This is a genomic window from Edaphobacter sp. 12200R-103 (assembly GCF_010093025.1).
In the GTDB taxonomy this organism is placed as follows: Bacteria; Acidobacteriota; Terriglobia; order Terriglobales; family Acidobacteriaceae; genus Edaphobacter.
This window is the reverse complement of record NZ_CP048114.1, coordinates 4,452,502-4,473,086: the sequence shown is the minus strand read 5'-3', so window position 1 is coordinate 4,473,086 and position 20,585 is coordinate 4,452,502. Positions and strand designations below refer to the sequence as shown.

The following is a 20,585-nucleotide window of genomic DNA, read 5'->3' as shown; positions in this document are numbered from 1 at the left end:
AAGGAAAGATCAGGCAATCACGACAGCCTTACCGCCGGCCTTCTCAATAGCCTCCTGGGCAGCCTTGGAGAACTTGTGCGCGTGGACTGTAATGGCGGCTTTGATCTCGCCATTATTGAGCACTTTAACCAGTCCGTTGCGCTTGCGCAGAAGCCCAAGGGAGACGATCTTCTCAAGCGTAAAGTCGGTCTCGTTGGAAGCAGCCTGAATCTCCGCAAGACGGTCCAGACCGAGCACGGTGTACTCGACGCGGAAGATGTTGGTGAATCCGCGCTTGGGAAGACGACGGTGCAGAGGCATCTGGCCGCCCTCAAAGCCGCGCATCAACGACGAGCCGGAACGCGAACCCTGACCCTTATGACCACGCGTCGAGGTCTTACCCATGCCCGATCCCATACCGCGGCCGACACGCTTCTTGTTTTGATTGGCCTTTGCAGGGGCCTTCAGATTGGAGAGATTGCGTACTGACATGTTTTCCTCGCTATAACGCCGGGGCTATGCCCGACTCGCATTCCGTCGCACAGAGGCGACGTAAGTATCTCTTGAGATCCCTACTCGACGATACGGACGAGATGTGGAACCTTTGCCACCATTCCACGAATGGATGGCGTATCCTCGCGCTCAACGATCTGGTTCAGCCGGGTAAAGCCAAGGCCCTTGACGACGAGCTTGTGCTTCTCCGGGGTAGCGATCTTCGAGCGGAAGTACTGCAGCTTGATTTTGGCTTTTGTCTCTGCCATGACTAGGGACTCCTCTTACAGTTCTTCTTCGGCCTTGCCACGCAGCGCAGCCACTTCCGTCCTGCTGCGAAGCTGGGTGAGCGCATCGAAGGTGGCCTTGATGACGTTGTGCGGGTTCTTGGTGCCGATGGACTTGGTAAGGACGTTCTGCACGCCAGCGGAGGTCATCACGGCGCGAACCGTTCCTCCGGCGATCACACCGGTACCTTCGGGAGCCGGCTTGAGCATCACCTGACCCGCGCCATAGTGGCCCAGCACCTGGTGCGGAATCGAGGTATCGGTCAGGTTGACCTTGAAGAGATTCTTCTTGGCAGCCTCGATCCCCTTGCGGATCGCCTGCGGAACCTCCTTGGCCTTCCCCGAGCCATAACCCACCACGCCTTCCGCCGGGTCGCCGATAACGACCAGGGCAGCGAAGGACATATTCTTACCACCCTTTACAACCTTGGTAACGCGATTGATGCTGACAACCTGATCTTTCAGATTGAGGCGGTTCGCGTCGATCTTTTTCCGTATTGCCATAGTGTCTTATCCAGCTTTCTGGCTCCCCGCCTGGCGGGCGCCGTTCGAGAAACTTGAAACCTAGAACTCCAGACCCGCCTCGCGAGCTGCGTCGGCCAAAGCCTTGATGCGGCCGTGATAGAGATAACCGCCACGATCGAACACGACCCTCTTGACGCCCTTCTCCTGAGCTCTCTGCGCAATCAGCTTGCCGACTTCAACAGCCGCTGCAACATTGCCGCCAGTCTTTCTTCCCTCACCCTTTTTGCTGATCGTGGAAGCAGAGGCAATCGTGGCCCCTGTCGAGTCGTCGATCACCTGAGTATAGATATGGTTCAGGGAACGATAGACATTCAGACGGGGACGCTCCGCGGTCCCGGCCAGCTTCTCACGAATGCGCGTATGAACGCGCTTGCGGATAACGTCGCGCTTGCGAGGTGTAATCATAATCTGTTTCCTTCCTAAAAGCGGCGCCAGAGTCCTGACGACGTTCGGCTGTTTACTGCAAATCTGGAACAGGGACCGGAAGCAGTTCCTGGTTGACTTCGACGACCTGAGCCACCTCAGAAGCCGCCTCCGGTTCCTAGCTTGTGGTTACTTCGCGCCCGTCTTACCGACCTTCTTCTTCAGCTTCTCGCCGGTATAGCGGACACCTTTATTCTTGTACGGATCAGGCTTGCGCAACGCGCGCATGTCCGCAGCGACCTGGCCGACCTTCTGACGGTCGATACCGGAGATGGTGATATGGGTCTGTTTGGGGTCAATCGCGACATCGATACCCGAGGGCAGAGGAAACTCGATGGGGTGGGAATACCCGAGGGTAAATACGACCGTACCCTTCCCCTTCATCTCGACACGGTAACCAATACCGACGATGTCAAGCTCCTTGGTCCACCCAGCCGTCACACCTTGGACAGCATTGAAGACCAGGGCACGAGCCAAGCCATGAAAGGCAGCCTGCTTATCGTTCTCACGCTCAGCCAGCAGAGCTCCGTCCTTCTCAACGAGCTTGATGCCGCCGGGAAGCAGCGCAGTCACTTTGCCCTTTGGCCCCTCAACCAGAACGGTGTTGCCATTCACGGTGTACTTGACACCGGAAGGAAGAGCAATCGGCTTCTTGCCAATACGAGACATTTCAAATCCTTATCATGGCTTGCGAGTCCCGGGACCTAACCGGCTCCGTTCCACTGCAGCCTGGCAGCTTCATGCTGCCGGTAATACCCACTTCAAAACTTCTCCACGCCGAACTACCAGACCTCGCAGAGAATCTCTCCGCCAACACCTTCACGACGCGCCTGACGACCAGTCATGACACCCTTCGGAGTGGTCATGATCGAGATACCCAAGCCGCCCTGAACACGACGAATCTCATCACGTCCAACGTAGACGCGGCAGCCGGGACGGGAGACACGCTGCAGATCGCGAATCGCAGCCTCATTGTTCGCGCCGTACTTCAGATACACACGCAGAAGTCGTTGGCCATTCTCTTCAACCGCCTTGTAGTTGGCGATGTAGCCCTCGTCCTTGAGAATGCGGGCGATCTCTGCCTTCAAACGGGAAGCGGGAACGTCCAGCTTCTGGTGACGAGCACGGATGGAGTTGCGAATGCGGGTCAAAAAGTCTGCTACTGGATCGGTGAGATTCATTCATTCTCCTTCATTCTTCGTTCGCTCGCAGAAGTCATTCCACGAGAACCAGCAAGAATGTCTTGTTGCCTGCTTGTTGACGATCCAGACTTCTGCATCCTAGCGACTGCCGAATGAGGTCTCTGGAGCGTGCGCACAAAATGCCTGACCATGCGCAAGAGATACACCGGATTATATCAGGCAAAGATGCCTGATCGGCTCGCGGATCTTACCAGCTCGACTTCACGACGCCCGGGATCTCCCCCTTGAGGGCGAGCGAACGGAAGCAGAGACGGCAGACGCCGAACTTGCGAAGGAAGGCGCGAGGACGACCGCAGAGCTGGCAGCGGTTGTGCTGACGGGACTTAAACTTCGGCTTCTTTGCGTCCTTGACGCGCTTCGCTGTAGTTGCCATAACCTTTACTCTCTATCTTTCCAAAAGATGTTGATGGCTCCGGAACTGTCCGGAGCCGAAGCTGTCTTACGCTCCCTGGCGGAACGGCATACCGAATCCCCTTAGTAGTGCGCGGGCGCCGTTGTCGTCCTGGGCAGTGGTCACGATGGTAACGTTCATGCCCTTGATCTTGTCCACCTTCGCGTAGTCGATCTCGGCGAAGATCAGCTGGTCGCGAAGACCAAGTGTGTAGTTTCCGCGTCCATCGAAGCTCTTGGAAGATACACCGCGGAAGTCGCGGACACGGGGAAGAGCGATCGAGATCAGGCGATCCAGGAACTCGTACATCGCGTCGCCCCGCAGGGTGACCATCGCACCGATGGGCATTCCCTCGCGAACCTTGAAGGCTGCGATGGACTTCTTTGCCTTCGTGGTCACCGGCTTCTGACCGGTGATCGAAGCAAGATCAGCGACCAGAGGATCCATGATCTTGACGTTCTGGGTCGCTTCCCCCAATCCCATGTTCACGACGATCTTCTCAAGCTTCGGGATCGCCATGACATTCTCGATGTTGAGCTCCTTGGCGAGCGCGGGCTTGACCTCTTTCTCGTACTTCTCTCTGAAACGTGAAGCCATCTCTCTCTTCGCTTTCTCCACGGTTCCGGGTTGGCAGTGCCGTATACCGTTTCGTGGGGTGAACCTTCAATCTTCTACTGACTTGAAACTGCTTACTTCTTCCGGTCGGCAATTACGTTGCCGCTTGCCTTCGAAACACGAACCTTCTTATCGCCTTCGATCCGGGCTCCAACGCGGGTCTTGTTGCCCTCGCCATCGACCAGCATCACGTTGGAGATATGAATCGGAGCTTCCTGCTCAGCGATACCGCCCTTGATGTTGCGCTGCGGATTCGGCTTGAGATGCTTCTTCACGATCATCACGTGCTCAACCAGAAGGCGATCCTTGCCGGCGATGACGCGCAGAACACGGCCACGCTTTCCCTTATCCTTGCCGGCGATGACCTCCACCACGTCGTTGCGCTTGATCTTCATACCTGCCATTTTCCTTACCTCTCCTGCCTCGGCGATCTGTCGGAGCCGGAATCCGCTGAGTGGGGTCGCTTATCCGACCGAAAATTAGATAACCTCGGGTGCAAGCGACACGATCTTGAGAAACTTCTTCTCGCGAAGCTCACGGGCAACAGGACCGAAGACACGGGTTCCAACCGGTTCCATCGCGTCATTGATCACGACAGCCGCGTTCTGATCGAAGCGGATGTAAGTGCCATCCTTGCGACGGCTCTCCTTGCGAGTGCGCACGATCACGGCCTTCACAACCTTCCCCTTCTTTACGGTTCCGTCGGGAGCGGCTTCCTTGACTGCCGCGGTCACAACGTCACCCAGGCCAGCGATCTTACCCAGGCCACCGCCGAGAGGCAGGATCACCTGCAGCTTGCGTGCGCCGGAGTTATCGGCCACGTCAAGAATTGTTCTCATCTGTACTGCCATCGTTCTTCTCCTGATGCGGCCGGGGGATCAAGCCCCCATGGCGGTGAATCAAAAACGGTGATCGAAGAGATCTTAAGCTTCGGCTACAGGGGCCTTCTCGTCGGCAAGCTGAGCCAGCGAGCTGCGGCGGACGATCTCTTCCAGCGTCCAGCGCTTCAGCTTCGACAGAGGACGAGCCTCGCGAATGCGAACCACATCGCCCACACGGGCCGAGTTCTGCTCATCGTGCGCGTAGAACTTCTTGTTCGACTTGATCACGCGCTTGTACTTGGGATGCGCCTTACGCATCTCGATCTCGACGACGATGGTCTTCTGCATCTTGGTCGAAACTACCAGACCTACCTTCTCGTTACGGCGAGTGGAGGCCTGCTCGGCGGCTTCGGGCTTGTTTGTGGTCTCTGCCATAGCTTAATCCTTCTTTGCTTTCTTGCGAGTGCTCTTCACAGGAGCGGAGGCAACAGCGGCACCGCCGCCAGCAAGCTCGCGCTCGCGGGCAATCGTCTTGATACGGGCGATGTCCAGCTTCAGACCCCGCAGCTTCTTGATGCCCTCGGTGTTTCCCAGGCTCTTCTGAAAGCGAATGCGGAACAGCTGTTCGGCAGCCTTGTTCTGCTCGTTCTTGAGCTCATCGTCACTGAGGTTACGAATCTTATCGAGTTCCATCGGTCTCTTCCTTCAAACGAATCTTCTTACTTGGCGGCCGTCGTGCTGACCACGTCATGGCGCATCACGAAGGTCGTCTTGAGCGGCAGCTTGTGAGCGGCCAGGCGCATCGCCTCCTTGGCCATCTCGGGGTTGACGCCTTCCATCTCGAACAGAATTCTGCCAGGACGAACAACGCAAACCCAATGATCCGGAGCTCCCTTGCCCTTACCCATACGGGTTTCGGCCGGCTTCTTCGTAATCGGCTTGTCCGGGAAAAGACGCAGCCAGACCTTGCCGCCGCGCTTGATAAAGCGCGTCATGGCGATACGGCTGGCCTCAATCTGGCGGTCGGTGATATACCCGCACTCCATGACCTTCAGGCCATAATCGCCGAACGAAAGATCGGAGCCGCGCCACGCCTTGCCGGTCATCCGGCCGCGCTGCTGCTTGCGATACTTCACCTTCTTAGGCATCAACATAACGAAACCCCTAGCTGTTTAGCTGCTTGAAGAGGCACCCGCCCCACCAAGTCTGAATCGAAAACTCACCGTACCGGAAGACCGGTACTCCAATTACGAAGTAAATACCCCTGCCGTAGTACCCTGGTCGCGACGCTTCTTCTGCTCGTAGATATCTCCGCGATAGATCCAGGTCTTGACGCCGATGACACCATAGGTAGTCTTGGCTTCGGCAAAACCATAGTCGATATCGGCGCGCAACGTATGCAATGGAAGCCGCCCCTGCAGATACCACTCCGACCGCGCAATCTCGTTTCCGTTCAGACGGCCCGAGACGCGAACCTTGATTCCCTTGCAGCCGAAGCGCAGGGCCGAATCTACCGACTTACGCATCGCGCGACGGAAGCTGACGCGCTTTTCGAGCTGCAGAGCGATGTTCTCGGCAACCAGCTGAGCGTCAAGCTCAGGCTTGTTCACCTCGAGGATGTCGACAAACACCTCGCGGTTGGTGCGCTTCTGGATATCGGCCTTGAGCTTGTCGATCTCGGCGCCCTTGCGGCCGATGATGATCCCAGGACGAGCCGTCCGGATGATCAGGCGCAGCTTATTTCCGGGACGCTCCACCTCAACCGAGCTGACACCGGCGGCCTTGAGCTTGTCGCGCAGCTCGGCCTTGAGCTTGACGTCCTCGACCAGCAGCTTGTCATAGCCGCGCTCGACGAACCAGCGCGACTTCCACGGCTTGTTTACGCCGAGGCGAAACCCATACGGATGGACTTTCTGTCCCATAGCTTCCCTTTACTCTGCGCTCCTGACCGGTTGAGCCGGCGGGCGGTAATCCAAAACTTCTATTTTACTCAATGCGAACCGAAGAAACCGTCTTACTTTGCAGCTTTCTTCGTCGCCGTCTTCTTTGCAGCAGTCTTCTTGGCCGGAGCCTTCTTCGCTGCAGTTTTCTTGGCCGCGGTCTTCTTGGAAGACTTCTTCGCCGCAGACGCCGAGGCCTCCCCTGTCTCCGCTTCAACAGGTTTATTCTTCTCGGCAACGGTCACGATGATGTGAGCGAGGCGGCGCTGATAACGGAATGCACGGCCCATAGGGGCGGGGCGGATCCGCTTCATGCGCGGTCCCTCGTTGGCGACAGCCGACTTGACGTAGAGATTGTCGACATCCACGTCGAGGCCCTGCTCCTGCGAGAGATAATTTGCATTCTGAATCGCGGACCGCAGAACCTTTTCGACCGCCGGGGCAATGCGTTTGTTACTGAAATGGACCGTGTTGATCGCCTGCTCCACACGGAGTCCCTTGATCAGGTCCAGGACGAGCTTCGCCTTCTGCGGGCTGGTGCGCTGGAATCTTGCCTCCGCGCGGAACTCTTTTGTCTTTTCTGCTGCCTTAGCCATGACTTCTTCCTTGAACACTCAAAACGAAAGTTACTGATACATGCCTGCCGGTCAAACCGATTGTCTTACCTGCCCTTGGCAGCCGACTCCGTCTTGGCAGAGTGGCCCTTGAAGGTGCGGGTCGCCGCAAACTCACCCAGCTTGTGACCGACCATGTTTTCCGTCACATAGACCGGAATGAACTTGCGGCCGTTATGCACCGCAATGGTGTGGCCGACAAAGTCCGGATGGATCGTCGAGCGGCGCGACCAGGTGCGGAGCACCTTCTTGTCATTCGCCTGATTCATGACCGTGATCTTGGTCATGAGGTGGTCGTCAATAAACGGACCTTTTTTCGTAGAACGTGCCATCTGTTAGCTCTCCCGAATCCTTTACTTGCTGCGGCGGTTGACGATGAACACATCGGTCCGCTTGTTGTTGCGTGTCTTGTATCCGCGCGTCGGCTGGCCCCATGGGGTCACAGGGTGACGGCCACCGGAGGTCTTACCCTCACCACCACCGTGCGGGTGGTCGACCGGATTCATCGAGACACCGCGGTTGGTCGGGCGAATTCCCTTCCAGCGATTGCGTCCAGCCTTGCCGATGGTCACATTCTCATGGTCAGTGTTCCCGACCTGGCCAACGGTGGCCATGCAATCCACGAGCACACGGCGGGTTTCGCCGGAGGGCAGCTTCAGGAGAGCGTAATCGCCTTCCTTTGCAACCAGTTGAGCAGAAGAACCGGCGGAGCGAGCCATCTGAGCACCCTTGCCGGGACGAAGCTCGATGTTGTGGACCGTCGTACCTGCAGGGATGTTCTTGAGCGGAAGCGCATTGCCTACCAGGATGTCGGCCTCGGGACCGCTCATAATGGACTGGCCTACCTTCAAGCCAACCGGCTGGAGGATGTAGCGCTTTTCACCGTCCACATAAGCGACGAGAGCAATGCGTGAGCTGCGGTTGGGATCGTACTCGATGGTCTTGACGGTCGCCGGAACCCCAAACTTGTCGCGCTTGAAGTCAATGATGCGCAGCTTCTTCTTGTGTCCGCCGCCGTGATGACGAATCGTCAGGGCGCCGGTGGAGTTGCGCCCGCCGGTGCGCTGCTTGACGGCCAGCAACGGCTTGTGTGGCTTATCCGTTGTCAGATCGTCGTTCCGCAGCGTCGTGGTAAATCGCAGCGAGGGTGTAATCGGTCTAAAGGATTTGATCGGCATCTTCTTCTTAACTCCTAGCTTTTCTCTTCCGGGCTAGCCGGCTTTTCAGCTAGTTTCAAAACTTCTTACTGTGTCTTAGCCATCTTCCCCGGATCCTTCCCGGAACGGCTCATCCATCGCTGCTTAGAGACTGTCGATATATTCCGGCATCTTCTCGCCAGCCTTCAGGCGAACGTACGCCTTCTTCCAGTCTGGACGATAACCGGCGAACCGGCCACGGCGACGCTCCTTGCCTTCGACGACTGCTGTGCGAACAGCGGCTACCTTGACCTTGAAGAGAGTCTCGACGGCCTGCTTCACCTCGGTCTTGGTTGCATTCTCTGCAACTTCAAAGACCAACGTGCTCTGGGTCTCCTTGATGCCCATCCCCTTCTCGGTAATCAGGGGGCGGCGAATGACGGTATACAGGGTCGGCATTACGCGACCTCCTTATCGGAAGCGGTCTTACGCTTCGAAACATATTTCTTCAACGTCTCCTGGAGGGCCTCGATGGCGTCCTTCGAGAAGACGGCGTGCTCGTAACGGAGCAGGTCGTAGGGGTGAACTTCAGAGCTCAGCACCAACTCCACGCCTGCAAGGTTGCGGGATCCGAGATAGAGCTTCTCGTCGAGCTTCTTGCTGGTTTCAACCAGAAGAGTCGTCTTGCCAGCTTCGAGCTTGTCGAGGGCCTGGCGATAGAGCTTGGTCTTCGCCTCGGAGACCTCAAACGAGTCGACGATGGTGATCTTGCCTTCCTGGATCTTTGCCGTAATGGCAGACCGGAGGGCGCCCATCAGCTTCTTCTGGGGGAAGGCATACTCGTAGCTGCGCGGCTGAGGTCCGTGGACCGTACCGCCGCCACGCCAGAGCGGAGTGCGGATGGAACCGACGCGTGCACGGCCTGTTCCCTTCTGCTTCCAGAGCTTCTTGCCAGCACCCGATACCAGCTTGCGGTTCTTGGTTGCTGCTGTTCCCTGGCGAAGTGCTGCGCGATAGTGCTTAACCGACTCCCAGAGCAGAGCGTCATTGATCTCTCCCGCGAAGACCGCGTCGGCGAGTTCGAACTCGCCGACCTTGGTCCCGCCGAGATTGACTACGTTGATATTTGCCATCGTCCTTCAGTTCACTTTCTGTGCGGCCATCGATGCGGCTCGCCCTGACTTTGTTACTCTGCTTTCCCGGTCTGTTCCCCGCGCAGAGGGTTGCTGATTTATTTCCTGGGAAGACTTACTTCTTCTTGGCGGAAGCCTTCTTCGAAGCCTTCAGAGGATCGATCGTTCCGGCGCCGCCGAAGCCACGACGCTCACGCGGCGGAGCCTTAGCCTTGGAGATCAGAACATAACCGTCGCGAGGTCCAGGAACCGCTCCCTCAACCATCAGCAGGTTGTCATCGAGATCGATGCCGCGGATGCGAAGATTGCGAATCGTAACCTGCTCATGGCCCATGTGGCCAGGCATACGCTGTCCCGGAAAAACACGCGACGGGAACGAGGAGGCGCCGATCGAACCCTGCACCTGGAACATATGGCCGTGCGACTTGGGGCCGCCTCCGAAAGCATGGCGGCGAATGACACCCGCAAAGCCACGGCCCTTCGAAGTTCCAATGATGTCGACAAACTTATCGTCCGCAAAGATATCCACCAGGACACGGTCTCCAGCCTTGACACCGTCTGCCTGCTCGCCGCTTTCGCCTGCCGCGGGAGCATCGATCGCAACCTCCCTGAGAACGCGGACCGGAGGAACATTGGACTTCGCGAAGTGGCCGGTCATGGCCTTGTTAACCTTGGATGCCTTGACGAAATCGACATATCCGATCTGGGCGGCATCATAGCCGTCCTTTGCCAGAGTCTTGAGCTGCGTAATGACGCAGGGGCCAGCCTTGAGAACGGTGACCGGGTGAACATCACCCTTCTCATCAAACATCTGGGTCATGCCGACTTTCTTACCGAGAATTCCCTGAACTGACATCTTTTCTTCCTTTCCTCATCATGCTGGCTTCATGCTCAGCACTGTAGGTATTGCTCAAACGAAAACTGTCTCTACTCTTCTTTACTTCTGGACCGTCTTGATCTCTACATCCACACCTGCCGGCAGGTCGAGCTTCATTAGCGCATCCACCGTCTGCTGCGTGGGCTCGAGAATATCGATGAGACGCTTGTGGGTCCGTATCTCGAATGCCTCGCGCGACTTCTTATCAACGTGCGGCGAACGGAGAACGCAATACTTGTTCTTCATCGTCGGCAGAGGAATCGGCCCTGCAACCTGCGCTCCGGTGCGCTTTGCCGTCTCGACGATCTCTCCTGTGGAGGTGTCGAGTACGCGGTAGTCATAAGCCTTCAAACGAATCCTGATCCTCTGTCCTGCCATCGTCTTCTCTCTTTTCTGTACGCAAAGAACTGGTTGAGTTGCCGCCCGCCGAAGCAGGCGGCACTGAATCACTTACTTGATGATTTCGGAGATGGTACCGGCGCCTACGGTGCGTCCGCCTTCGCGGATGGCGAAGCGCAGGCCCTTCTCCATGGCCACCGGGGTGTGCAGCGTGATCTCCAGCTGGATGTTGTCGCCAGGCATCACCATCTCGGTGCCCTCAGGAAGCTTCGCCGAGCCCGTTACGTCCGTCGTGCGGAAGTAGAACTGCGGACGGTAGCCGTTGAAGAACGGAGTGTGACGTCCGCCTTCTTCCTTGCTCAACACGTAAACCTCACCCTTGAACACCGTGTGCGGCGTGATCGATCCCGGCTTGGCCAGAACCATGCCGCGCTCCACGTCTTCCTTTGCCGTACCGCGCAGAAGAAGTCCGGCATTGTCGCCTGCAAGACCCTCGTCCAGCTGCTTCTTGAACATCTCAACGCCCGTCACCGTCGTGTTCTGCGTGTCGCGGAAGCCCACGATCTGAACCGGCTCGCCTACCTTCACCTTGCCACGCTCGATACGGCCCGTCACCACAGTTCCACGGCCCGAGATCGAGAAGATGTCTTCGATCGGCATCAGGAACGGAAGGTCGACCATGCGGTCCGGCTGAGGAACGTTGTCGTCCACAGCCTGCATCAGCTCGTCGATCTTGTCTTCCCACTGCTTCTCGCCGTTCAGGGCTCCAAGAGCCGAACCGCGAATCACAGGAACGTCGTCGCCGGGGAAGTCATACTTCGACAGAAGCTCGCGAACTTCCATCTCCACCAGGTCGATCAGCTCCGCATCCTCAACCGCATCGCACTTGTTCAGGAACACAACGATGTACGGTACGCCTACCTGGCGGGCCAGCAGAACGTGCTCCTTGGTCTGGGGCATCGGGCCGTCGGTCGCCGCCACCACCAGGATCGCGCCGTCCATCTGCGCCGCTCCCGTGATCATGTTCTTGATGTAGTCGGCGTGGCCAGGGCAGTCCACGTGGGCATAGTGGCGGTTCGCCGTCTCGTACTCCACGTGCGAGGTCGCAATCGTGATACCACGCTCACGCTCCTCAGGAGCGTTGTCGATCGTATCAAACGAACGGAAGCTGTTCTTCGGGTTGTGCTTGGACAACACCTTCGTGATCGCCGCCGTCAGCGTCGTCTTGCCGTGGTCAATGTGACCAATCGTCCCAATATTCACATGCGGTTTGGAACGATCAAATTTCTCCTTCGCCATTGCTCTCCATCCTTTTTCTCCGGACCGGGCCGGGGTCAAAATCCAATTCTGATCTGGGCAGCGGGGCTTCCTTTAGTTCGCCTTGCCCTGTACCTTGGCGATGATCTCTTCAGAGACCGACTTTGGCGCCTCTTCATAATGCGCAAATTGCATGGTGAAATTGCCACGTCCCTGCGTCGAACCACGCAGATTGTTGGAGTAGGCAAACATGGTCGCCAGCGGCACAGTCGCCTTGATCACCTGCTGCCCTGCCATCATCTCCATGCCCTCGATCCGTCCGCGACGGGAGTTGAGGTCGCCGATCACGGTTCCCATGTAATCCTCGGGCACCGTAACTTCGACGGCCATCATCGGCTCCAGCAGAACCGGCTTCGCCTTGCGGGCCGCTTCCTTGAAGGCCATCGAACCGGCGATCTTGAACGCCATTTCGTTCGAGTCGACATCGTGGTAGCTTCCGTCGAACAGGGTCACCTTGATGTCGACCATCTCGTAGCCAGCCAGGACTCCGCGCAGAAGCGCATCCTGAATGCCCTGATCGATCGGCTTGATGTACTCTCTCGGAATGACGCCGCCCTTGATATCGTTGATGAACTCGTAGCCCTTACCCTGTTCGTTGGGCTCGATGCGGATCTTGGCATGCCCGTAGTTCCCTGAACCGCCCGTCTGACGAATGTACTTGCCCTCCGCCTCCGAAGTCGTGCGAATCGTCTCGCGATAAGCCACCTGCGGCTTGCCAACGTTGGCCTCGACCTTATACTCGCGCATCATGCGGTCGACGATGATCTCGAGGTGAAGCTCGCCCATACCCGAGATGATGGTCTGGCCCGAATCAGGGTCAGTGTGGACCTTGAAGGTGGGATCTTCCTGCGCCAGCTTTGCCAGCGCCATGCCCATCTTCTCCTGGTCACTCTTGGTCTTGGGCTCAACCGCAACCGAGATCACAGGATCCGGGAAGTCGATCGACTCAAGAACGATCGGGGACTTCTCCGTGCAGATCGTGTCGCCCGTGATGAGGTTCTTGAGACCCACTGCGGCGCAGATATCGCCGGCCAGAATCTCCGTGATCTCCTCACGCTTGTTGGCATGCATCTTCAGCAGACGGCCAATGCGCTCTGTCTTGCCCGTGCGAGGGTTCAGAACAGTGTCGCCGGCCTTTAGAACGCCCGAATACACCCGGATAAAGATCAACTGACCGACGAACGGGTCCGTCATAATCTTGAAGCCAAGAGCAGCGAGGGGCTCATTGTCATCCGACTTGCGAACCAGCTTCTCTTCCGGATCGTCGGGATTGATACCTTCAATCGGAGGAATATCGAGCGGGCTCGGAAGATAATCGACCACGGCGTCGAGTAGAGTCTGCACACCCTTGTTCTTGAAGGACGAACCCATCAAAACCGGGAAGATATGCATGCCGATCGTCGCCTTGCGGATCGCAGCCTTGAGCTCTGCAACGGAAGGCTCTTCGCCCTCAAGGAACTTCTCGAGCAGAGCATCATCGGTCTCAGCGACCGATTCGATCAGCTGATTCCGGAAGGCCAGCGCCTTCTCCTTCAGATCGGCGGGGACCTCTTCGACCGAGTACTTGGCGCCCATCGCTTCGTCGTGCCAAAGGATGGCGCGCATCTCGACCAAATCCACCACACCCTTGAAGTTTGCCTCTGCACCGATGGCAAGCTGCAACATAACCGCCTTCGCGCCAAGGCGATCCTTGATTGTCTGGGTCGCATGCTCGGCATCGCCCCCGCTTTTGTCCATCTTATTGATGAAGCAGATACGGGGAACGCGGTACTTCGTAGCCTGACGCCACACCGTCTCCGACTGGGGCTGCACGCCGGCAACCGCATCAAAGCAGGCCACAGCGCCGTCGAGAACGCGAAGCGAACGCTCCACCTCGGCCGTAAAGTCCACGTGACCAGGAGTGTCGATGATATTGATGCGGTACTTATTCCAGAAACAGGTCGTCGCAGCCGAGGTGATCGTGATGCCGCGCTCCTGCTCCTGCTCCATCCAGTCCATGGTCGCAGTGCCTTCATGGACTTCGCCGATACGATAGTTCACACCCGTATAGAACAGGATGCGCTCCGTCGTCGTCGTCTTACCGGCGTCGATATGAGCCATGATGCCGATGTTGCGGCATTTGTCCAGCGAGATATTGCGTGCCACGTTGATTCTTCTCTTCTGCGGTTTCCCGCGGTTACAGCCTGATTACGCAGACCCGAGGAGCGATCCTCGGCCCCAAACCTTACCAGCGATAGTGAGCGAAGGCCTTGTTTGCCTCAGCCATGCGATGAACATCTTCCTTCTTCTTCATCGCCGCTCCGCGTCCGTTTGCCGCATCCAGCAGCTCGGCGGTCAGCTTTTCAACCATGCCCTTCTCTCCACGAGCGCGGCCATACGTTACCAGCCAGCGGATCGCGAGCGAAGTGCGGCGCTCAGGGTTGACCTCAATCGGCACCTGATAGTTCGCTCCACCTACACGGCGGCTCTTTACCTCGAGCAGCGGCTTTACATTCTCGACGGCCTTCTTGAAGAGCTTCAGGGCCTCGTCGCCACCCTTCTGCTCCAGGTTCTTCATCGATTCATAGAAGATGCCCTGCGCGGTCGACTTCTTGCCGCCCCACATCATCGAGTTGACGAACTTCGTCACCAGGGTCGAACCGTACACCGGGTCCGGAGCAACCTCACGCTTCGCGATATAACCTTTTCTCGGCATTCCTTCTTCTCTCTTCTTCCCCCGGCGCGGTCAACCTCTCACGAACCGGGCTTGATTGCTAAAACTTCGTTTACTTAGCGGCAGCCTTCGGGCGCTTCGCGCCGTACTTCGAGCGGCTCTGCTTACGATTGGCCACGCCGACCGAGTCGAGCGTCCCACGAACGACGTGATAACGAACACCCGGGAGGTCCTTCACACGGCCACCGCGGATCAGCACGATCGAGTGCTCCTGCAGGTTGTGGCCGATTCCCGGGATATAGGTCGTAACCTCGATGCCGTTCGTCAGACGAACACGAGCGACCTTGCGGAGCGCCGAGTTCGGCTTCTTCGGCGTCTGGGTGTAGACGCGGGTGCAGACACCACGACGCTGGGGCGAACCCTGCAACGCGGGGCTGGCAGTCTTATAGCGAGTGGGCGTGCGGCCCTGCTTGACGAGCTGATGGAACGTAGGCACTCGAACTCCTTGGTGTTGCAAACCTAAACTTTTCAGACGCACACAGAGAACCTCGCACCGCTAGTGCGCTACGCGCAAAAACGAGGATGCACACTGCACCCATGAGCGAAGAAATCCCTGCTTCGCGTCTGTAGAACCCTTTACAACCAGACGAAAACAGTCGACGGTGACCGGGTCGCATACCCTGATTCAGGCCTGCCCAGCTCCGTTTCGCTGTTCCGGCCCACATAGCCCATCCAAGGTGGAGGGTGTCGCAGGCTCGTAATCGATGGGCCGCAGACTATATGCTCTCCCGAATCTCTCGGACTCGCACCTGCGGTTCTCTCTTGTTATATCCAAGTATAGCGCAAATTCCCGTCCCCTGATGCACTTCCAGCGGGGGAATCGGTAAATCGCCGGGCTTTTCTCTGCCCATCGCGCCTGTTCTTACACTCGGCGCGTCCCCGGATACTCGCGGAACCTTATGAGAATAGCAATGATCTGCGATCAGGTCAACGCAGAAGAGCCGTTTTCCAGAAATCATTCTGCGAATTCCTGGCCCTTTGAAAGCTGCGCCGGAATGCTAGCCTAAACGCCATGACGTCTGCACGGATCTGCCGCGCCACCATCGTTTTCCTAACCCCACTCTTCCTCGCTTCCCTGGCTTTAACACAGACCCCTGCAAGTCACCAGGATTCCCACCACCAGGATTCCCGGATCGGAACCCTTCTGGACACTTTGGGAAGGACCCAGACGCCTACGATGGCCTCTATCTCTCCGGACGGCAAGACAGTCGCCTGGTCGGTACAGAAGGGAGGAAACTATGAGACTCACCTGAGCGGAGTGTCAGATTCCTCCACCGATCTGGCTATCCGTCCCTCGGGGAACGGCGCAGCCTGCAGCAGCGATGCGCCTGCCTGGTCGCCCGACGGCAAATCGCTGGCATATGCCTCCGACTGCACCTCCGATGGCACCCGACAGCCCCAGATCTTCGTCTGGTCCAGACAGACCGGCGAATCGCGTCAGATTACGCATGTTACGGGAACCATTGACGATATCGCCTGGTCGCCGAATGGCAAACAGATCGGCTTCCTCTTCGTCGAGAATGCCACCCGCGCAGCCGGTGCACTGGATGCCATGAAGCCCTGGGACGGCGTCATCGGAGAGGACGGCGTCGAAGTACAGCGAGTCGCGGTGGCCAGCCTCTCAGGCGATTCCGTTCAGCAAATCACACCCAGCGATCTTCACGTCTATGAGTTCAGCTGGGCTCCTGATTCCAACCAGCTTGTGTACGTGGCAGCCAATCCGCCCGGCGAGAACAACTGGTGGGTCGCCCAGCTCTACACGCAATCCATTAGCAGTGGAGCTCCTCACGCGATCCTCGATACGACGAAGATCAGCGGCTCCCTGCATGGCCTCCAGATCGCCGTCCCCCGGTTCTCACCGGACGGCAGGCAGATCGCCTTTATAGGGGGGCTGATGAGCGATCAGGGCTCTACCGGAGGAGACGTCTACCTCATCCCCTCGGCAGGTGGGGAGCCGAAGGACATCACCCCAAACCGTGCCGCATCGGTCGCTTTTCTTCACTGGATGTCTCCCGACCTTCTCGGCTTGAGCGAGCACGTCGGCGGATCAAGCCACATCACAGCAATCAATGTAGCCACGGGAACGGATGATCCTAAGATCAACCTTACCCTCGATGAATCCATCGGCTCGGGAGCCTCTGTGATGAGCCTCTCTGTCTCTCGCGATGACAAGGCTTATGCTTTCATTCGCAGCTCTTACCAGCATGCGCCTGAGGTCTGGGCCGGCCCCTTAGCAAACCTCAGGCAGATCAGCCATCTGAATGACTCCATCAAGCCGCTCTGGGGCGGGACCGAGGACGTCCAGTGGACGAACGAGGGCTTCCATGTCCAGGGCTGGCTCCTCTATCCCGCGAACTATGATCCCTCCAAAAAGTACCCTCTCATCGTGACGGTTCACGGGGGACCATCTTCCGCAGTCACTCCGCGCTGGCCCGGTCTTGGGTATGGCGGAGTTCCCTTCTCCGCCCTCGGCTACTTCGTCTTCATGCCGAATCCGCGCGGGAGCTTCGGGCAGGGAGAGAGGTTCACCCAGGCCAACATCCGCGACTTCGGGTACGGTGATCTACGCGACATCCTCGCGGGCATGGACGCGATTGAGGCCCGATTACCGATCGACAAAAATCGTGAAGGCCTCACCGGCTGGAGCTACGGCGGTTTCATGACAATGTTTGCCGTCACCCAGACGACTCGCTTCCGCGCTGCCGTCGCCGGAGCCGGAATCAGCAACTGGAAGAGCTATTACGGGGAAAACTCCATCGACCAATGGATGATCCCCTTCTTCGGCGCCAGCGTCTATGACGATCCGGCGATCTACGCGAAGAGTTCAGCCATCGAATACATCAAAAAAGTCAAAACGCCAACGCTGGTCGTGGTTGGCGATCGCGACGGCGAGTGCCCTGCTCCGCAGAGCTTTGAGTTCTGGCACGCTCTGCGCGCCCAGGGGGTAAAGACCCAGCTCGTCGTCTATCCCAACGAAGGTCACGCCTTTCGTTCGCCCGAACACCGGAGAGATGTTCTGGAGCGGGCCCTCAACTGGTTTGAGACACAGATGCCCACAAATTGATACAAACAAAATGTGCTCTTCCGTCGACGACAGACAGGCTGCCGTTGCGTCGAAAAAGAGCGCTTCCATATTTGCCTCTGAGACTTCGGCTTTATACACTGAAGCCTCGGGAATTCCAGCATATGCGGTGAAACCGTTCAGCTTGTGTTCCGGGTTGAACGGGGAGGTTCAATGCGTCGGTTTGTCACTCTAGCAATTCTGCTTTTCTTCACCATTCCATTTGGCATCTCCATCGCGGGCTGCTCCAAGGGAACCTCTGTTGTCTTTTGCAATGGCGGCGACACCGGCCCCATTGTTGGACAGGTAAGCACGATCACCCTCACCCCCAGGATCTATGGAATCTCCCTGAATCAGGGACAGATCGGTCAGGTCGCCACGCCACAGGCGACAGACTGCCAGGGCGGCACCGTCTCGATCTCGTCGTACACCTATGGGGTCTTTGACGCCAGCGGGCATCAGACCAACGACCTTCTCCAGATCGCCGATGTTGTTCCTTCGGGCGCGAACGCCGGCAAGCTCTGCGCCGGCAACTGGAATCGCAACACCGGCGGCGGAATCCCTGACTACACCACCTGCAACCCGACCGGAAAGTCCGGAGAGGTCTACATCGTTGCTACCGGCGGAGGCGCCACCAGCAACCCCCTTCCGATCTTCGTTCACCCCAAGGTTACGAGTGTCATTCTCGGAAACCCGACGCCGAATAATCAATGCAGCGCGACCGATCCGGACAGCCTCGATCAGTCCTCGAACTGCTGCCCGCTCGCCCGGCAGGCGACCGTGAAGTCGGACCTTCTTTACGACGGCTCCTTCTGCGTCTCGCAAGGGAAAACGGCCCAGATCGCCGGGCGAGCCTATGACGCGAATGGAAACAACGTCACCTGCAAGGTGGGCCATCTCAGCTTCGCCGCTCAGTCAACCAGCATTGTGACCATCGACGAAAACGGCGTGGCGACAGCGCAACAGCCAGGATCCACCGTCGTCAGCGCCGACCTGACGCAGGCTGGTTCAAGTGCCGGATTCTTTTCAACCTGCGCCCCAACGTCCATCAGTCTCTCCGTGCCAAGCGCCACAGGCCCATCCACAAACGTGGTGGTGAACCAGAACACGCCGCAGCCTCTGACGGTAGTCGCCAAAGATAAGAACAACGTCACGTTGACCGGCCTCAATCTAACCTTTGTCTCGACAACACCGATCACCATTCCGGTCTCTTCAAGCGGCGTCATCACCCCGGCCTTCCCCGGCGCGGCGGGAGTCACCGCGCTCTGCCAGCCTCCCACCTGCAACCCGTCCCCTCAAAACGCCATTGGCCTTCTGGGGAACGGAAAGCCGATCACTTCGAATGCCGTGGACGTGACGACTCCGGGAGCAAACAGTTCGCTGCTCTGGATTGCGAGCACCCAGTCGCGCTACATTCTGCCGGTTGACTTCGCCAATCCCACACTCGGAACTCCGGTTCGTCTCCCCTTCGCTCCAAACTCCATGGTGATCTCTAATGACGGCAGCTCGATCTACATGGGAACTCCGACCGAGCTGATGATCTTCAATGCCTCCACCAACAGCCTGTTGCGTGAGGATGCTTCTGTGGCCGGGCGCGTCCTGGCGGTATCGCCCGATGGCGGCTCCGTGATCATCTCTGACCCCCGCAAGCAACTCATCTATCTCTATTCCACTGCCACGAGCAGCGGTACAGGCAGCACGACGACCACCCCAGTTGCAACCTCCAACTATGGCGGGGTCGCCACCCACGCGGAGTTCAGCACCGACAGCCAGACGGTTTATATCACGCTTGGCACGCCGGACCCCAGCGATCCAACCAACCCTGACAAGTTCACCCCAACCAACCAGCTCCTGGTCCACTCCACCTTTACAGGCTGGTCGCAGATCGCGCTTCCCAACCCCGCCTCTGACGTCGCCATCACGGTTCCGGGCGTAGGCGCTTACCTGGCCGGCTCTCCCACCACAGGCCGCAGTTACTGCCCAAGCACAACGATCACCGGAACTGGCGCCAGCCAGACCGTGGCGAGCAATCAATACTATCCGCTGGCAGATACGGAGTCTGTCGCCACGGATCGTATCGCTGCCACTAATGATGGAAAGCACATCATCGGCGCAACCGCAGCCAACGGCGGAACTATATCCGACCTCGTATTCAATAATCCGTTACCGCCTCCGCCTCCTACAGGAGATCCAAACAATCCCGTCAGCGGTTCTCCCGTGGCCGGGTCCTGCCCATCTACTGTTGCACCGGACTACTTCACGCAGTTCCGGGATGCTCTCAACACACATCCCCTGGGAATTACATCGGACCGCATTACAGGCGTCATTCCGACTACGAACTCCAGTCTGGCGTTCGTAACCTATACCGGCTCCGGTTCACTGCCGGCCTACTCTCCGGCCACTGGAACCGTTACGCAGGTTACCCTTCAGGGAGCCACGGCTCCGGTCGCCGGAACGATCAGCGCAGACGACCTGACGCTTTTCCTTGGGACCTCGGGCGATAACAAGGTCCATCTGATCGATACCAAAACTCTCTCGGACGATCCGGCGAAGGCGATCGCTCCGAATCTACCCCTCTACATCAACAACAACGACGACAAGAACACCATTGTGACGCCGAATCTTCTCGTCCAGCATCCGCGCAAGACGATCTCGTAGTCATTCACGCACCAGACACAGAAGAAAGCCCTCTCAATCGAGAGGGCTTTCTTCTGCCTAAA

Annotated in this window: 27 protein-coding genes; 2 read left to right on the top strand and 25 right to left on the bottom strand. The window is 57.9% G+C overall.

Annotated features, from left to right (window positions below; all coding sequences use genetic code 11):
* Window positions 1–9 precede the first annotated feature (9 nt).
* From rplO to rpsL, 25 genes are all read right to left on the bottom strand, one after another.
* Window positions 10–471 carry a 50S ribosomal protein L15 gene (gene rplO, locus GWR55_RS18650; protein WP_162403593.1) on the bottom strand — a complete coding sequence of 154 codons (462 nt, stop codon included), beginning with the start codon at window positions 469–471 and terminating at the stop codon, window positions 10–12.
* Between the two features lie 80 nt (window positions 472–551).
* Window positions 552–740, bottom strand: coding sequence for a 50S ribosomal protein L30 (rpmD, locus tag GWR55_RS18645; protein ID WP_162403592.1), 189 nt, complete (start codon window positions 738–740; stop codon window positions 552–554).
* 15 nt (window positions 741–755) lie between these two features.
* A complete protein-coding gene (gene rpsE, locus GWR55_RS18640) occupies window positions 756–1,262 on the bottom strand; it encodes a 30S ribosomal protein S5 (RefSeq protein WP_162403591.1) in 507 nt (168 codons plus the stop codon).
* A 60-nt stretch (window positions 1,263–1,322) separates the two neighbouring features.
* Window positions 1,323–1,688, bottom strand: a complete 366-nt coding sequence (rplR, locus tag GWR55_RS18635) for a 50S ribosomal protein L18 (protein ID WP_162403590.1) — start codon at window positions 1,686–1,688, stop codon at window positions 1,323–1,325.
* A gap of 147 nt (window positions 1,689–1,835) precedes the next feature.
* Window positions 1,836–2,375, bottom strand: coding sequence for a 50S ribosomal protein L6 (gene rplF / locus GWR55_RS18630; protein WP_162403589.1), 540 nt, complete (start codon window positions 2,373–2,375; stop codon window positions 1,836–1,838).
* Between the two features lie 113 nt (window positions 2,376–2,488).
* Complete coding sequence (gene rpsH, locus GWR55_RS18625) at window positions 2,489–2,887, bottom strand: 30S ribosomal protein S8 (protein WP_162403588.1); 399 nt, start codon at window positions 2,885–2,887, stop codon at window positions 2,489–2,491.
* A gap of 208 nt (window positions 2,888–3,095) precedes the next feature.
* Window positions 3,096–3,281: a type Z 30S ribosomal protein S14 gene (locus tag GWR55_RS18620; protein WP_035352312.1), complete on the bottom strand. Its 186-nt coding sequence runs from the start codon at window positions 3,279–3,281 to the stop codon at window positions 3,096–3,098.
* A gap of 66 nt (window positions 3,282–3,347) precedes the next feature.
* Window positions 3,348–3,896, bottom strand: coding sequence for a 50S ribosomal protein L5 (gene rplE, locus GWR55_RS18615; RefSeq protein WP_162403587.1), 549 nt, complete (start codon window positions 3,894–3,896; stop codon window positions 3,348–3,350).
* 92 nt (window positions 3,897–3,988) lie between these two features.
* Complete coding sequence (gene rplX / locus GWR55_RS18610) at window positions 3,989–4,309, bottom strand: 50S ribosomal protein L24 (protein ID WP_162404098.1); 321 nt, start codon at window positions 4,307–4,309, stop codon at window positions 3,989–3,991.
* An 84-nt stretch (window positions 4,310–4,393) separates the two neighbouring features.
* Window positions 4,394–4,765, bottom strand: coding sequence for a 50S ribosomal protein L14 (rplN, locus tag GWR55_RS18605; protein WP_162403586.1), 372 nt, complete (start codon window positions 4,763–4,765; stop codon window positions 4,394–4,396).
* Window positions 4,766–4,837: 72 nt separating this feature from the next.
* On the bottom strand, window positions 4,838–5,170 hold the full coding sequence (gene rpsQ, locus GWR55_RS18600) for a 30S ribosomal protein S17 (protein ID WP_162403585.1): 333 nt from the start codon (window positions 5,168–5,170) through the stop codon (window positions 4,838–4,840).
* 3 nt (window positions 5,171–5,173) lie between these two features.
* Window positions 5,174–5,428, bottom strand: a complete 255-nt coding sequence (gene rpmC, locus GWR55_RS18595) for a 50S ribosomal protein L29 (RefSeq protein ID WP_162403584.1) — start codon at window positions 5,426–5,428, stop codon at window positions 5,174–5,176.
* Window positions 5,429–5,454: 26 nt separating this feature from the next.
* The gene (gene rplP / locus GWR55_RS18590; protein WP_162403583.1) at window positions 5,455–5,889 is read right to left on the bottom strand and encodes a 50S ribosomal protein L16; all 435 of its coding nucleotides are present in this window, start codon (window positions 5,887–5,889) and stop codon (window positions 5,455–5,457) included.
* Window positions 5,890–5,982: 93 nt separating this feature from the next.
* Window positions 5,983–6,657, bottom strand: coding sequence for a 30S ribosomal protein S3 (rpsC, locus tag GWR55_RS18585; RefSeq protein ID WP_162403582.1), 675 nt, complete (start codon window positions 6,655–6,657; stop codon window positions 5,983–5,985).
* Window positions 6,658–6,749: 92 nt separating this feature from the next.
* Window positions 6,750–7,271, bottom strand: coding sequence for a 50S ribosomal protein L22 (rplV, locus tag GWR55_RS18580; protein WP_162403581.1), 522 nt, complete (start codon window positions 7,269–7,271; stop codon window positions 6,750–6,752).
* 65 nt (window positions 7,272–7,336) lie between these two features.
* Window positions 7,337–7,621, bottom strand: coding sequence for a 30S ribosomal protein S19 (gene rpsS / locus GWR55_RS18575; RefSeq protein ID WP_162403580.1), 285 nt, complete (start codon window positions 7,619–7,621; stop codon window positions 7,337–7,339).
* Window positions 7,622–7,642: 21 nt separating this feature from the next.
* Entirely contained in the window at window positions 7,643–8,467 is an 825-nt protein-coding gene (gene rplB, locus GWR55_RS18570) for a 50S ribosomal protein L2 (RefSeq protein ID WP_162403579.1), read from the bottom strand.
* Between the two features lie 123 nt (window positions 8,468–8,590).
* Window positions 8,591–8,884 (bottom strand): 50S ribosomal protein L23, encoded by a 294-nt coding sequence (locus GWR55_RS18565; protein WP_162403578.1) that lies wholly within the window; start codon window positions 8,882–8,884, stop codon window positions 8,591–8,593.
* Window positions 8,884–9,558 carry a 50S ribosomal protein L4 gene (rplD, locus tag GWR55_RS18560; RefSeq protein ID WP_162403577.1) on the bottom strand — a complete coding sequence of 225 codons (675 nt, stop codon included), beginning with the start codon at window positions 9,556–9,558 and terminating at the stop codon, window positions 8,884–8,886. Before rplD ends, GWR55_RS18565 begins: the two co-directional genes overlap by 1 nt.
* Before the next feature lie 115 nt (window positions 9,559–9,673).
* Window positions 9,674–10,414, bottom strand: coding sequence for a 50S ribosomal protein L3 (gene rplC, locus GWR55_RS18555; protein ID WP_162403576.1), 741 nt, complete (start codon window positions 10,412–10,414; stop codon window positions 9,674–9,676).
* Between the two features lie 81 nt (window positions 10,415–10,495).
* The gene (gene rpsJ / locus GWR55_RS18550; RefSeq protein WP_013581294.1) at window positions 10,496–10,813 is read right to left on the bottom strand and encodes a 30S ribosomal protein S10; all 318 of its coding nucleotides are present in this window, start codon (window positions 10,811–10,813) and stop codon (window positions 10,496–10,498) included.
* Between the two features lie 72 nt (window positions 10,814–10,885).
* Window positions 10,886–12,073: an elongation factor Tu gene (gene tuf / locus GWR55_RS18545; RefSeq protein ID WP_162400443.1), complete on the bottom strand. Its 1,188-nt coding sequence runs from the start codon at window positions 12,071–12,073 to the stop codon at window positions 10,886–10,888.
* A gap of 72 nt (window positions 12,074–12,145) precedes the next feature.
* A complete protein-coding gene (fusA, locus tag GWR55_RS18540) occupies window positions 12,146–14,236 on the bottom strand; it encodes an elongation factor G (protein ID WP_162403575.1) in 2,091 nt (696 codons plus the stop codon).
* 79 nt (window positions 14,237–14,315) lie between these two features.
* Entirely contained in the window at window positions 14,316–14,786 is a 471-nt protein-coding gene (rpsG, locus tag GWR55_RS18535) for a 30S ribosomal protein S7 (RefSeq protein ID WP_162403574.1), read from the bottom strand.
* 70 nt (window positions 14,787–14,856) lie between these two features.
* Complete coding sequence (gene rpsL, locus GWR55_RS18530; protein ID WP_014263802.1) at window positions 14,857–15,240, bottom strand: 30S ribosomal protein S12; 384 nt, start codon at window positions 15,238–15,240, stop codon at window positions 14,857–14,859.
* A gap of 576 nt (window positions 15,241–15,816) precedes the next feature.
* Between rpsL and GWR55_RS18525 the strand changes: the two genes are divergently transcribed.
* Both GWR55_RS18525 and GWR55_RS18520 read left to right on the top strand, forming a co-directional pair.
* On the top strand, window positions 15,817–17,868 hold the full coding sequence (locus GWR55_RS18525) for a S9 family peptidase (RefSeq protein ID WP_162403573.1): 2,052 nt from the start codon (window positions 15,817–15,819) through the stop codon (window positions 17,866–17,868).
* Between the two features lie 171 nt (window positions 17,869–18,039).
* Window positions 18,040–20,523, top strand: a complete 2,484-nt coding sequence (locus tag GWR55_RS18520) for a hypothetical protein (protein ID WP_162403572.1) — start codon at window positions 18,040–18,042, stop codon at window positions 20,521–20,523.
* The last annotated feature ends 62 nt before the right edge of the window (window positions 20,524–20,585 follow it).